Here is a 12,898-nt window from a genome sequence, read left to right on the forward strand (position 1 = left end):
GTCCAGGGAAAAACTATAATGTTTCTGTAGCTATTAAATTGAACGGTGTGTTTGGAGATTATGATACACCTTGTGATTTGTTCACCGCTGCAGCGCCAAGAACAATTAAACCGGAGTTCAAAGCTACCGCTTATCCAAATCCATTTGCAAATAACTTTATGGTTGATGTTAAAACGTCAAGCGAATCAGTTGTTACAATGAAGGTTTACGATATGGTTGGAAGATTGATTGAACAAAGAGAGGTTCGTGTATTAGACTTAGAAACAACAACCATTGGAGATCGTTATCCGAGTGGTGTTTACAACGTAGTTGTATCACAAGAAGATAGCGTTGAGACGGTTCGAGTGGTTAAGAGATAAGACACTGATTTTTAATAAAAGAAAGAGCCCTCGAGAAATCGAGGGCTTTTTGTTTTTATTCCGAATCTGTATTTAATTCAAGATCGTCCAAATCTCTTCTGTCTTTTTTTGTAGGTCGACCTGTTCCTGTCTTTCTGTAATGTTCTTTAGATAATTTGAGTAATTCTAAATGTGCAAAAGTCTCTGGCGGCGTATCATCTTTTCTATAGATGTCAACTAATTTAGCACCTACTCGATTTTGCGGAATATCTAAAACGGTAATTTGATAAATAATCTGATCTTTTCTAAAAGTAACTTTATCCGTTGCAAAAACCTCTTTGGATGGCTTCGCAACCTGACCGTTAACGGTAATATGATTTTTTTTGCAAGCTTCAGTTACCATGTTTCTAGTTTTGTAATATCGAACACACCATAAAAATTTATCTACTCTCATTTTTTTTCCAAAATCAACGTTAAATTGTTTACAAAAATAAATCAATATTGTATCTTGCGCGCTTAAAATTCAAACAAAAATGAATAACTTTTTGAAAATTGTACTACTTTTTATTTTAGGAATTTCAATCACTTCTTGCACAAAAGACAAAAGCACCGTAGAACCCTTACGCGAATATGCTGCACAATATGCCACAGATTTAGCGAATATTGAAACTTTTATGCAAACACATTATATGACTGTTGCCAATAGCCCGGGGAATACTGAAGATATGGATGTTACCTACACTTTAATTACCGATCCAGGAACACAAACTTCAATTTGGAATCAAACAACATATCCTATTCAAACACGATTAGTTACAGTTAAACAAGATAATGCTGATATTACTTATAAATTATACTATTTGAAACTAAGAGAAGGTTCAGGTACTACAAGTAAATCGCCGTGTAATGTTGATCGTGTGTTAACTTCATATAGAGGAGAATATATTTTCCCTAGTGTAGAAACGGTTGCAAGCGCAGATGTTACTACAATAAAAGGATTTGAATTTGAAGAATCCATTAATCCGGAAACTTTTTTCACTTTGACTTCAGTAATTAGAGGTTGGAGTGAGATATTCCCGCAATTTAAAACAGGAACTTACACAGGAAATCTTGATGGAACAGTTTCTTATGATAATTTTGGAGCAGGAGTAATGTTTATTCCTTCTGGTTTAGCCTATTTTGGACTTGCAAGAAGCGGTATTCCAGCTTATTCGCCACTTATATTTAACTTCAAATTATATGAAATCCAAAGAGTAGATAATGATGGAGATGGTATTGATTCTTATTTGGAAGATATTGGAAGCATTGATAATCCTAGTACTCCTGATGGATATGTAGTAACGTTGCCTACAGGAGTTTTAAACCCTGATGATACAGATGGTGATGGTATTCCAAATTTTCTTGATGTAGATGACGATAACGATTTCTTTACAACAGCAAGTGAAATTAAGGATCCTATAACTGGCATTGCTTATCCTTTTGCTACCATTCCAACTTGTGGAGGAACAGGAAATGGAAAGAAGAAGCATTTAGATCCATCATGCCATTAAGCTGTAAGCAACAAAATAATAAAATCCCGTTCAATCTAGACTGAACGGGATTTTTTTTTGATACTAAATTGAGTATTATTTTCTCTTAATTACTCTTTCTACAGCTTCAACAATCGCTTGGTTATTTAATTTGTATTTTTCCATCAATTGTTCTGGAGTGCCACTTTCGCCAAAACTATCGTTGACAGCAACAAATTCTTGTGGTTTCGGATTGTTTAATGCCAATACTCGTGAGACGCTTTCTCCTAATCCGCCAAGGAAATTATGCTCTTCTGCCGTAACTACGCAACCTGTTTTTGCAACCGATTTCAAAATAGCTTCGTCATCCAAAGGTTTAATCGTGTGAATATTGATAACTTCTGCCGAAATTCCTTTTGCTTCTAATGCTTCTGCAGCAATCAGCGCTTCCCAAACTAAATGTCCGGTAGCAATGATAGTAACATCAGTTCCTTCGCTTAACATAATTGCTTTTCCAATTACGAAAGGCTCGTCAGCTGGAGTAAAATTTGGTACAACCGGGCGCCCAAAACGCAAGTAAGCTGGACCATGATGATCCGCTAAAGCCAAAGTTGCCGCTTTAGTTTGATTGTAATCGCAAGTGTTGATCACAGTCATTCCAGGCAACATTTTCATCAAACCGATATCTTCCAGAATTTGGTGTGTTGCTCCATCTTCACCTAAAGTTAATCCAGCATGAGAAGCACAAATCTTCACATTTTTATCTGAATAAGCCACCGATTGACGAATTTGATCATAAACTCTTCCCGTAGAAAAGTTAGCAAATGTTCCTGTAAACGGAATTTTACCGCCAATAGTTAATCCCGCAGCAATTCCGATCATATTTGCTTCGGCAATTCCAATCTGGAAAAAACGTTCTGGATGATTTTTCTTGAAATCATCAAACTTTAACGAACCAATTAAATCAGCACAAAGCGCCACGACATTTTCATTTTTTTGTCCCAATTCGGTCATTCCTCCACCAAAACCTGAACGGGTATCTTTACTTCCTGTATTTGTATATTTTTTCATATTTTGTATACTATTTGTTCCGCACTAATTATAAGTGAGGTATTTATTTTTAATTTTTTCTTTAATTTAATTATATCAATAATTCCGTTGTTATAATCGAAAGTAACTTTTGTCGGTAATTTGTTTTCAATAAATGAAAGTTCTCTATGATCCAAGAAATGGTGTCCAAAATAGACTAATAATTTTGCGGGAAATAAACCTCCATCATTATCATACTCTAATTCAATTTTTCCTCTAAACTTCTTTTTTCCTTTCTTATTTACTTGATTTTTTGTTACAATAGCTTTGGTTTTAATTGAATCAATATCTTCTGTAATAGCATCATATTGCATGTTTTTTTCAAAGTAGGAATAATCAGAAAGCTTAATTTTGTTTGAAGATAAATAGTTAAACTGTAATGAGTTTTCAAAATTTAGCACTTCAAAATTATGTCTTACCATTCTTTTATTGTCATACAAATAACCCCAAATAGCTTCGTTATCTCTTCTGCATGTAAAATAATAATTATCATCATTTGAATTTATCATAACGGCAACAGTATTATTGTTGTCAAATTCATAATAGTAATCAAAAGTATATTCTTGACAGAATAGATTTTGACAAATAAAAAGAACTACTATTGATAAAATCTTTTTCAATGATTAATAATCTCCCAAAGTTGCAGGATTCTGCTCCAATGCATTGGTCAATTGTTCATCATTTGGAGCTTTGCCATGCCACGCATGAGTGTGCATCATAAAATCAACACCGTTCCCCATTTCGGTATGTAGTAAAACACAAACGGGTTTTCCTTTTCCCGTTCTGGATTTAGCCTCGTTCATTCCAGCAATTATGGCCTCAACATCATTTCCTTTTTGGATTTCTAAAACATCCCAATCGAAAGCTTCAAATTTGGCGCGAATGCTTCCCATTGGTAAAACTTCATCAGTAGAACCATCAATCTGTTTTCCGTTCAGGTCGATGGTCGAAATTAAATTGTCCACTTTTTTGGCAGACGCGTACATTATCGCTTCCCAATTTTGACCTTCTTGTAATTCGCCATCACCATGCAACGAGTAAATTAAATGGGTGTCACCATTCAGCTTTTTAGCCTGAGCAGCTCCAATGGCAACTGACATTCCTTGCCCTAATGAACCCGAAGCAATTCGTACTCCTGGCAAACCTTCATGCGTTGTTGGATGTCCTTGCAAACGCGTGTTTAATTTTCTAAATGTAGCTAATTCTGCTACCGGAAAATAACCACTTCTAGCCAAAACGCTGTAGAAAACAGGTGAAATGTGACCGTTAGAAAGGAAGAAAAGATCTTCGCCAATTCCATCCATGTCAAATCCAGGCTTTCTGTCCATCAGCTGTTGGTAAAGCACGGTTAAAAATTCGGTACAACCCAATGAACCGCCAGGATGCCCTGAGTTCACAGCATGCACCATTCGAAGAATATCTCTTCGAACTTGTGTAGAAAAATCTTGTAATTGTTGTGTGTTAGACATTTTTTGTAGTTAAAATTAAATGTGTTCAAAAGTAATTCTATTTTTTGCACGCCGCAAAAGTTTTTATAAATTAGTTATAAAGGTATTAGTAATATAAAATTCCAAGTTAATTTTAGTTTATAAAATTGAAGGTTTGTTTGGTAAATGAATTGAAATTATATAATTAAGGTAGGAAATCTTGTAATTCATTCAGCTTCTACATTAGTTAAATTGCAGATCTAAATCTACTACTATGAAAAAGGCTAAAACAATTTATTATTTGGACGATGACCATGACGACTTAGATTTTTTTAAAGAAATAGCTGAAGAGTTAGGACATTTCGTAAAAGTGTTTACTGATGGAAGAAAAATGTTATTGGTTCTGGATATTCAACCGGAAAAGCCTGATGTTATCTTTTTAGATATTCACATGCCTGTGCTAAACGGTGAAGAAATTTTGGAAATAATTAAAAAGTCAGATGATATGAAAGATATTCCTGTTGTAATGGTATCTGGCGCGTATCCCAAAAAATTACTTCAGTATTGTGCAGCTATGGGAGTATCCTGCTTAGTAAAAAGACATAATTTTCAAGAATTTAAGCAGAATATTGACAAAGTGATGAGCGCAATCCATCCTAAGCAAAAAGCCACTGGGTAATACAATTTGAAGGCTTATAAATTCATCTTATTTACGATAATTCTTTATGTTAAATAAATTCATATTTACCAATTCACATTTGACAATTCTTTTATCTTTGCCATCCCAAAGTATTGGGAACTAAAAGAAGAAAATGAAATTTGAATTAATACAAAAAGATCCAAATTCAAAAGCGCGTGCCGGAAGTATCACAACCGACCATGGCGTGATTGAAACTCCCATATTTATGCCTGTTGGTACTGTTGCATCGGTTAAAGGGGTGCACCAACGCGAATTGAAAGAAGAGATTAATCCCGATATTATACTTGGGAATACCTATCACCTATACCTCAGACCACAAACTGAAATCCTTGAAAAAGCGGGTGGTTTACATAAATTTATGAATTGGGACAGAAATATATTGACCGATTCTGGAGGGTATCAAGTGTATTCACTTTCGGCAAATAGAAAAATTAAGGAAGAAGGTGTAAAATTTAAATCACACATCGACGGTTCAATGCATTTTTTTACACCCGAAAATGTGATGGAAATCCAGCGTACTATTGGTGCCGATATCATCATGGCGTTTGACGAATGCACGCCATATCCTTGCGATTACCGTTATGCACAACGCTCTATGAAAATGACACACCGTTGGTTAGACCGATGCATCAATCATTTAGAAACCTTGCCTTTTAAATACGGTTACGAACAAACATTTTTTCCGATAGTTCAAGGAAGTACTTATAAAGATTTACGTCAGCAATCTGCCGAATATATTGCAAATTCAGGACAACAAGGAAATGCCATAGGTGGACTTTCCGTAGGTGAACCAGCCGAGGAAATGTATGCTATGACAGAAATTGTCTGCGAAATTCTTCCAGAAGACAAACCCCGTTATTTGATGGGTGTTGGAACTCCAATTAACATTTTAGAAAATATTGCATTAGGAATTGATATGTTCGATTGTGTAATGCCAACCCGAAACGCTCGTAACGGAATGCTATTTACTGCAAACGGAACCATAAACATCAAAAACAAAAAATGGGAAGACGATTTTTCTCCTGTTGATGAAATGGGCTACACTTTTGTCGATACCGAATATACGAAAGCTTATTTACGTCACTTGTTTGCAGCTAATGAATATTTGGGAAAACAAATTGCCACAATTCACAATTTAGGTTTCTATATGTGGTTGGTTCGTGAGGCAAGAAAACATATCTTAGCCGGAGATTTCAGAACATGGAAAGACATGATGGTGAAGAATATGAGCCAACGATTATAGGTTATTCGCGGATTTTCTAATCAAATGGCCGCAGTAACAACCAAACACTACAAGATGCTAAAAATAATTGACAAATACATACTCAAACGCTATTTAGGAACATTTTCGGTAATGTTACTAATGTTTATTCCCATAGGAATAGTGATTGACGTATCGGAGAAAGTCAATAAAATGATTGAAAATCAAGTGCCTTTTCTCGCTATTGCTAGGTACTATCTTGATTTCACCATCTATTTTGCCAATTTATTGTTTCCTATATTTTTATTCCTTTCTGTAATCTGGTTTACTTCTAAGTTGGCTAACAATACCGAAATTATTGCTTTACTAAGTTCAGGGATTTCCTTCTCAAGATTTTTACGACCTTATATTATTGGAGCTTCAATTGTATCCCTTTTTGCTTTGATAATGACTGTTTTTTTAGTCCCAAATGCTAGTGCAGGATTTAAAAGTTTTAGATATACTTATTTAACAACTGATGGTCTTCAAGGCTTGCGCGATGATTCCAATGTTTTTAGACAAGTGAGCAATGACGAATATATTTTTGTAAGTAACTATCAGGAAGTTTCCAAAATGGCATTCCATTTTTCGATGGAGAAATTCGAAGGCGATAAACTGAAATATAAGTTGATTGCAAGCAGAATTAAATGGAATCCAAAAGAAAAGAATTATACGTTATTCAATTATACTAAAAGAAAAGTTGGTGCTTTTAGCGATATCATCGAAACGGGTGAAAAAAAAGATACCATTTTCAAATTTGATATAGAAGATTTAACGCCGGTAGTTTACATTGCCGAAACTTTGCCATTAAATGAATTGACGAAGTTTATTGAAAAAGAAAAGGCCCGAGGATCTTCCAATATAAATGTGTACTTGGTAGTTCTTTATAAAAAATACAGTATTCCAGCTTCGGCCTTTATTCTCACTATTATTGCAGTAGCGGTCTCGTCAATGAAACGACGTGGCGGAATGGGAAGCAATCTCGCTATCGGAATTATACTCGCGTTTGCCTTTGTTTTTCTCGATAAGGTTTTTGGAGTTATGGCCGAAAAGTCCTCAGCTCCACCTTTATTAGCAGTATGGACTCCAAATATTGTCTTCGGAATTTTAGCGGTTTATCTCCTTCGAAATGCCAAACGATAGAATCAAAAGTTATTTGCATCTCCATTTTATTGTATTTATTTGGGGATTTACAGCCATTTTAGGAGCGCTGATTTCACTTGATGCCTTGCCATTAGTTTGGTTCCGAATGCTTTTCGCAGTAGGTTTTATTGGAATTTATATTTATTTCAAAAAAATTCCGATAAGAATCAGTAAAAAAGCGCTATTACAATTTACTTTTGCCGGACTTATAATCGCTTTGCATTGGTTTACTTTCTTCAGAGCTATAAAAATATCTAATGTTTCTATAACGCTGGCCTGTCTCTCTACAGGTGCATTTTTTGCTTCGGTACTAGAACCCATTCTGTATGGAAAAAAGATAGTCTATTATGAAGTTTTCTTCGGATTGATTGTTGTCGCGGGACTTTATATTATTTTTAATGTGGAAGTTAATTATTTTTGGGGAATGGTGACGGCGCTCACCTCTGCCTTTCTTTCAGCATTGTTTGCGGTTATCAATAGTAAATATGTTCAAACCCATGATGCAACCGTGATTTCATTTTACGAACTAAGTGGTGGAGTAGTATTCTTTACTATTTTTTTGTTAGCTACTCATAGTTTTTCTGCAGAGTTTTTCATGCTTTCTTCAAAAGATTTTATGTATCTAATGATTTTAAGTTCATTTTGTACCGCGTACGCCTTTATTGCTTCAACAGCCGTTATGAAATTCTTGAGTCCTTATACTGTGATGCTTACGATCAACCTCGAACCTATTTATGGGATTATTTTAGCCGTTTTAATTTTTGAAGAAAAAGAAAAAATGAGCTTTGAGTTTTATGTTGGAGCCTTGATTATTTTAATGACTGTTTTGCTAAATGCCATAATAAAATCTCGTAAAAAATTGAGCTAAAGATGTTTACAACTAATCCGTAAAAAGTGCTTTTTTTCACCATTTAAAATTTTATCTTTGCTATTCGTTTATTAAAAAAACTACCTTATGGAATATTTAGATTTTGAACTTCCCATTAAAGAATTAGAAGATCAACTCGATAAATGCCAAATAATTGGTACCGAATCTAATGTAGATGTTACGGATACCTGCAAACAAATCGAAAAGAAATTAGAAGAAACTAAAAAACAAATCTATAAGAATCTTACAGCATGGCAGCGTGTGCAATTGTCAAGACATCCAAACAGACCTTATACTTTAGAACATATTGCCAACTTAACTAAAGGAACTTTTTTAGAGCTTTTTGGAGACAGAAATTTCAAAGATGACAAAGCGATGGTCGGTGGTTTGGGTCAAATAAATGGTCAGTCGTTCATGCTGATTGGACAGCAAAAAGGAATTAATACCAAAATGCGACAGTTGCGAAATTTTGGTATGGCAAGTCCAGAAGGCTACCGCAAAGCTTTACGTTTGATGAAAATGGCGGAGAAATTCAACATTCCCGTAATCACTTTAATTGACACTCCAGGAGCTTTTCCAGGATTAGAAGCTGAAGAGCGCGGACAAGGCGAAGCAATAGCAAGAAATATTATCGAAATGGTTCGCCTAAAAGTGCCAATCATCACTGTTATCATTGGTGAAGGTGCATCTGGTGGCGCTTTAGGAATTGGAGTGGGTGACCGAGTTTTAATGATGGAAAACACGTGGTATTCGGTAATTTCACCAGAATCGTGTTCGTCAATTTTATGGAAAAGTTGGGAGTACAAGGAACAAGCGGCTGAAGCTCTAAAACTGACTTCAACCGACATGAAAAAAATGAAATTGGTTGATGAAATTATCCCAGAACCTCTTGGTGGAGCACATTACGACAAAGAAACTGCATTCAAAACGGTTGAACAATATATTTTGAAAGCTTATAAAGAACTAAAAGATTTATCAACAGAGAAACTTATCGCTCAAAGGATGGACAAATACAGTAAAATGGGCGAATATAAAGAGTAATTTCGTATAAAAACACTTTAAATCCGAAGCCCTATGGTTTCGGATTTTTTTTTGGTTATTAACAAAAAAAAGAAACTTATAAACAATAGTTTTGCATAACTCAGCGCTAATATTCATATCAAAATAGTTACTTTCGCTTCATGGAAAATCTCAAAAATATTAACCCTATACGAGTTGATAAAACTACGATCATAAATCTAGAAAAGGGCAAGCTACCGCCGCAAGTACTCGAGCTTGAGGAAGCAGTGCTTGGTGCCATGATGATTGATAAAAAAGGAGTTGACGAGGTAATCGATATTTTACAGCCCGATGCTTTTTATAAAGAAGGACACAAGCATATTTTTGAAGCTATTTTTCAGTTATTCACCGATTCTCAACCTATTGACTTATTAACAGTTTCAGCCCAGTTAAAAAAGAGCGGAAAATTGGAATTAGCTGGAGGTGATTTTTACCTTATTCAGCTCACACAAAAGATTTCTTCCTCGGCTCACATCGAGTTTCATTCTAGAATTATACTTCAGAAATACATTCAGAGAAGTTTAATTAAAATCTCTTCCGAAATCATTGAAGAATCTTACGATGAAAGTACCGATGTATTTGATTTATTGGACAAAGCCGAATCAAAATTATATGAAGTAACTCAGGGAAATATCAAACGTAGCTCTGAAACAGCTCAAAGTTTAGTGATCCAAGCTAAAAAACGAATTGAGGAAATTGCGAACAAAGAAGGTTTGAGCGGAATCGCTACTGGATTTGCAAAACTAGACAAAGTAACTTCAGGATGGCAACCTTCTGATTTGATTATTATTGCGGCTCGTCCAGGTATGGGAAAAACGGCCTTTGTTCTTTCGATGGCACGAAATATTGCTATTGATTTTGGACATCCAGTGGCTCTTTTCTCTCTTGAGATGTCATCAGTTCAGTTGATTACACGTTTGATCTCTTCGGAAACTGGTCTTTCTTCTGAAAAACTTCGAACAGGAAAATTAGAAAAACACGAATGGGAACAGCTTTCTACCAAAGTTAAAGATTTGGAAAAAGCACCTTTATATATTGACGATACGCCATCACTTTCGATTTTTGACTTAAGAGCCAAAGCCCGCCGATTGTCTTCACAACACGGCATCAAAATGATTATTGTAGATTACCTTCAATTAATGACGGCTGGTGGAAGCAATGGAAAAGGTGTGGGAAATCGTGAACAAGAAATCTCAACAATTTCACGAAATCTAAAGGCATTAGCCAAAGAATTGGAAGTACCAGTAATAGCACTTTCTCAATTATCACGTGCTGTTGAAACGCGAGGCTCCAGCAAAAGACCTTTGCTTTCTGACCTTCGTGAATCGGGAGCGATTGAGCAAGATGCCGATATTGTGTCGTTTATTTACCGTCCGGAATATTATAAAATTGATGAATGGGATGATGAAGAGCAATCGCCCACAGCCGGTCAAGCCGAATTTATCATTGCAAAACACAGAAATGGTTCTCTTGAAAGTGTGCGTTTGAAATTTATCGGAAATCTGGGTAAGTTTGATAATCTCGAAGAATACGGGAGTAGTTTCGACGATTTGCCTTCCAAAATGAATCACGATGACAATCCGTTTATGACTAAAAATCTACCATCTGCTAATGATGCTTTTGGAAGCAATATCAATTCCAATGACGATGATAGCGACGTTCCTTTCTAAAAACACAATCCCGAGCATTCGGGATTTTTTTATGATTATCTTCACAGTAAATCTAGTATCTTTGGGATAAATAATTTTCAAAAATGCTTTTCAAAAAGTCTCTCTATATTTTTATTTTATTGATTTCCTTCTCGGTTAAGGCAAATTTTATATTGCTGCCGATGGATGAAACTACGCAAAAAAATCATCTTAAAGCTTACGGAATTACCTATTGGGCATTAGACAAACAATACAAAGCGAGTTGGTTGTTAAATTATCGCGGTGGTTCTTTCCTGCTTCCTGATATTCCTGAAATTCGAAAAGAATGCCAAATTAGAGGCGTAAGTTTTGAAGTTCTGTCGGATGCTGAAACGCAATCTATTTTGAATGACATTTCGAGTCCGTCCCAAAATATGGAAACCGTAGTTTTAGAAAAAGCTCCAAAAATTGCCGTCTATTCGCCACCAGGAAAACAACCTTGGGATGATGCCGTAACTATGGTTTTGACTTATGCTGAAATTCCGTTTAAGGTTGTGTATGATGAAGAAGTTTTGAGCGATCAATTGCTTTTATACGATTGGTTGCATTTGCATCATGAAGATTTTACAGGCCAATACGGAAAGTTTTACGGAGCTTATAGAAATGCGCCTTGGTATATCGATCAGAAGAAAGATGCGGAAGCTTTGGCGGCCAAATTAGGATATGCTAAAGTTTCACAGGATAAATTGGCTGTAGCCAAAAAGATAAAAGATTTCGTAATTGGCGGTGGATTTATGTTTGCCATGTGCTCAGCGACGGATAGTTTTGATATAGCATTGTCTGCGGAAGGCATTGATATTTGCGAACCCATGTTTGATGGCGATGATAGCGAAGCAAATTATCAATCCAAAGTTGATTACACCAGAACTTTTGCTTTCAAAAATTTTATTTTGGATAGAAAGCCTGAACATTATGAATTTTCAGATATTGATATGACTGAAAAACGACGTATTCCGTTTGAAAAAGATTACTTCACTTTAATGGAATTCTCAGCAAAATGGGATGTGATTCCAACGATGTTGTGTCAAAATCATACGCAATTAGTAAAAGGGTTTATGGGACAAACCACCGCTTTTGATAGTGAACTTATAAAATCCAATGTGTTGATTTTAGGAAAAAATGAACTCAACGACGAAGCGCGGTACATTCATGGTCAAAAAGGAAAAGGCTTCTTTACTTTTTATGGCGGACACGATCCAGAAGATTATCAACATAGAGTAGGTGATGAGCCAACGGTTTTAGATTTGCATCCAAACTCTCCAGGATTCCGATTGATTTTGAATAATGTATTGTTTCCGGCTGCGAGAAAGAAACCTCAGAAAACGTAATCAAGAAATTCTTAAAATATCTTCGATAATCTTGAGATGGTGTTTGGTGTGTAATTCTAAAAAATCAACGGTAGTTTTTAGATTTAAATAGCCCATAAACGGATGTACAAAGTAGTTTTTTGCTTCAAGGGTTTCTAGCTCTGCTATATTATTTCGTGTAATTTCCAATTGTCTTCTTAAATATTCCAATGTGATTTCTTCGAAAGATTGAACACCTTTAGGCGCTCTGACTTTTCCTCTCGGAATTTTTCTAAGAAGTGTTTGTACCAGAAAACGATTTTTATTAAACTTCCATTTGTATTCTTTTGGATTGGATTTTTTAATATGAATTACCACTTCATTGATAACCAAAAACGAATGATCAATTTGCCAACCAATTGTAGCAGTAGAAACTATTGGATTTGTTTCCTCAAAATCTTCTAAGTGAGATTCTAATTGGTCTAAGAGTAAGTTGAGTTTTTGGATCATTTATTTTGAAATTAAAAGTCCCAAAACTTAGTAGTATTGGGA

General features: G+C 35.3%; 14 protein-coding genes. 9 read left to right on the plus strand and 5 right to left on the minus strand.

The features are described 5' to 3' along the window. Positions 1 to 359, plus strand: a 359-nt coding sequence (locus PSU83_RS08465; protein WP_300588839.1) for a T9SS type A sorting domain-containing protein, incomplete at its 5' end; no start/stop codon positions are given. Positions 360 to 414: 55 nt separating this feature from the next. On the opposite strand, the gene PSU83_RS08470 is transcribed toward PSU83_RS08465, so the two are convergent. Then, entirely contained in the window at positions 415 to 792 is a 378-nt protein-coding gene (locus PSU83_RS08470) for a S4 domain-containing protein (RefSeq protein ID WP_300588841.1), read from the minus strand. Positions 793 to 871: 79 nt separating this feature from the next. Here PSU83_RS08470 and PSU83_RS08475 point away from each other — a divergent pair, with 79 nt between their 5' ends. Further along, complete coding sequence (locus PSU83_RS08475; RefSeq protein ID WP_300588843.1) at positions 872 to 1,888, plus strand: FKBP-type peptidylprolyl isomerase; 1,017 nt, start codon at positions 872 to 874, stop codon at positions 1,886 to 1,888. Between the two features lie 75 nt (positions 1,889 to 1,963). Here the strand turns inward: PSU83_RS08475 and PSU83_RS08480 are convergent, their stop codons facing one another. Genes PSU83_RS08480 through PSU83_RS08490 form a run of 3 tightly spaced genes read right to left on the minus strand, consistent with a single transcriptional unit; the run spans position 1,964 to position 4,404 of the window. Next, positions 1,964 to 2,917 carry a transketolase C-terminal domain-containing protein gene (locus PSU83_RS08480; RefSeq protein ID WP_300588845.1) on the minus strand — a complete coding sequence of 318 codons (954 nt, stop codon included), beginning with the start codon at positions 2,915 to 2,917 and terminating at the stop codon, positions 1,964 to 1,966. Then, complete coding sequence (locus PSU83_RS08485; protein WP_300588847.1) at positions 2,914 to 3,555, minus strand: hypothetical protein; 642 nt, start codon at positions 3,553 to 3,555, stop codon at positions 2,914 to 2,916. The genes PSU83_RS08480 and PSU83_RS08485 overlap by 4 nt, the downstream gene beginning before the upstream one ends. Positions 3,556 to 3,558: 3 nt before the next feature. After that, a complete protein-coding gene (locus PSU83_RS08490) occupies positions 3,559 to 4,404 on the minus strand; it encodes a transketolase (protein WP_300588849.1) in 846 nt (281 codons plus the stop codon). A gap of 232 nt (positions 4,405 to 4,636) precedes the next feature. On the opposite strand from PSU83_RS08490, the gene PSU83_RS08495 reads away from it, so the two are divergent. The 7 genes from PSU83_RS08495 (at position 4,637) to PSU83_RS08525 (ending at position 12,388) form a co-directional block, all read left to right on the plus strand. Next, positions 4,637 to 5,041, plus strand: coding sequence for a response regulator (locus PSU83_RS08495; RefSeq protein ID WP_300588851.1), 405 nt, complete (start codon positions 4,637 to 4,639; stop codon positions 5,039 to 5,041). Positions 5,042 to 5,174: 133 nt separating this feature from the next. Further along, positions 5,175 to 6,305: a tRNA guanosine(34) transglycosylase Tgt gene (gene tgt / locus PSU83_RS08500; protein WP_300588852.1), complete on the plus strand. Its 1,131-nt coding sequence runs from the start codon at positions 5,175 to 5,177 to the stop codon at positions 6,303 to 6,305. A gap of 54 nt (positions 6,306 to 6,359) precedes the next feature. Beyond that, on the plus strand, positions 6,360 to 7,445 hold the full coding sequence (locus tag PSU83_RS08505; protein WP_300588854.1) for an LptF/LptG family permease: 1,086 nt from the start codon (positions 6,360 to 6,362) through the stop codon (positions 7,443 to 7,445). Beyond that, positions 7,432 to 8,313: a DMT family transporter gene (locus PSU83_RS08510; protein ID WP_300588856.1), complete on the plus strand. Its 882-nt coding sequence runs from the start codon at positions 7,432 to 7,434 to the stop codon at positions 8,311 to 8,313. Before PSU83_RS08505 ends, PSU83_RS08510 begins: the two co-directional genes overlap by 14 nt. Before the next feature lie 87 nt (positions 8,314 to 8,400). Next, positions 8,401 to 9,354, plus strand: coding sequence for an acetyl-CoA carboxylase carboxyltransferase subunit alpha (locus PSU83_RS08515; protein WP_300588858.1), 954 nt, complete (start codon positions 8,401 to 8,403; stop codon positions 9,352 to 9,354). A gap of 140 nt (positions 9,355 to 9,494) precedes the next feature. Then, positions 9,495 to 11,042, plus strand: coding sequence for a replicative DNA helicase (gene dnaB, locus PSU83_RS08520; RefSeq protein WP_300588860.1), 1,548 nt, complete (start codon positions 9,495 to 9,497; stop codon positions 11,040 to 11,042). 83 nt (positions 11,043 to 11,125) lie between these two features. Beyond that, complete coding sequence (locus PSU83_RS08525; protein ID WP_300588863.1) at positions 11,126 to 12,388, plus strand: asparagine synthetase B; 1,263 nt, start codon at positions 11,126 to 11,128, stop codon at positions 12,386 to 12,388. On the opposite strand, the gene PSU83_RS08530 is transcribed toward PSU83_RS08525, so the two are convergent. Then, a complete protein-coding gene (locus PSU83_RS08530; RefSeq protein ID WP_300588865.1) occupies positions 12,389 to 12,856 on the minus strand; it encodes a DinB family protein in 468 nt (155 codons plus the stop codon). Positions 12,857 to 12,898 lie beyond the last annotated feature (42 nt).

The sequence above is a fragment of the Flavobacterium sp. genome, assembly GCF_029945805.1.
In the GTDB taxonomy this organism is placed as follows: Bacteria; Bacteroidota; Bacteroidia; order Flavobacteriales; family Flavobacteriaceae; genus Flavobacterium.

Coding starts and splice junctions, on each gene's coding strand:
- PSU83_RS08470 (WP_300588841.1), bottom strand. CDS start 792: ATGAGAGTAGATAAATTTTTATGGTGTGTTCGATATTACAAAACTAGA.
- PSU83_RS08475 (WP_300588843.1), top strand. CDS start 872: ATGAATAACTTTTTGAAAATTGTACTACTTTTTATTTTAGGAATTTCA.
- PSU83_RS08480 (WP_300588845.1), bottom strand. CDS start 2,917: ATGAAAAAATATACAAATACAGGAAGTAAAGATACCCGTTCAGGTTTT.
- PSU83_RS08490 (WP_300588849.1), bottom strand. CDS start 4,404: ATGTCTAACACACAACAATTACAAGATTTTTCTACACAAGTTCGAAGA.
- PSU83_RS08495 (WP_300588851.1), top strand. CDS start 4,637: ATGAAAAAGGCTAAAACAATTTATTATTTGGACGATGACCATGACGAC.
- tgt (WP_300588852.1), top strand. CDS start 5,175: ATGAAATTTGAATTAATACAAAAAGATCCAAATTCAAAAGCGCGTGCC.
- PSU83_RS08505 (WP_300588854.1), top strand. CDS start 6,360: ATGCTAAAAATAATTGACAAATACATACTCAAACGCTATTTAGGAACA.
- PSU83_RS08510 (WP_300588856.1), top strand. CDS start 7,432: ATGCCAAACGATAGAATCAAAAGTTATTTGCATCTCCATTTTATTGTA.
- PSU83_RS08515 (WP_300588858.1), top strand. CDS start 8,401: ATGGAATATTTAGATTTTGAACTTCCCATTAAAGAATTAGAAGATCAA.
- dnaB (WP_300588860.1), top strand. CDS start 9,495: ATGGAAAATCTCAAAAATATTAACCCTATACGAGTTGATAAAACTACG.
- PSU83_RS08525 (WP_300588863.1), top strand. CDS start 11,126: ATGCTTTTCAAAAAGTCTCTCTATATTTTTATTTTATTGATTTCCTTC.
- PSU83_RS08530 (WP_300588865.1), bottom strand. CDS start 12,856: ATGATCCAAAAACTCAACTTACTCTTAGACCAATTAGAATCTCACTTA.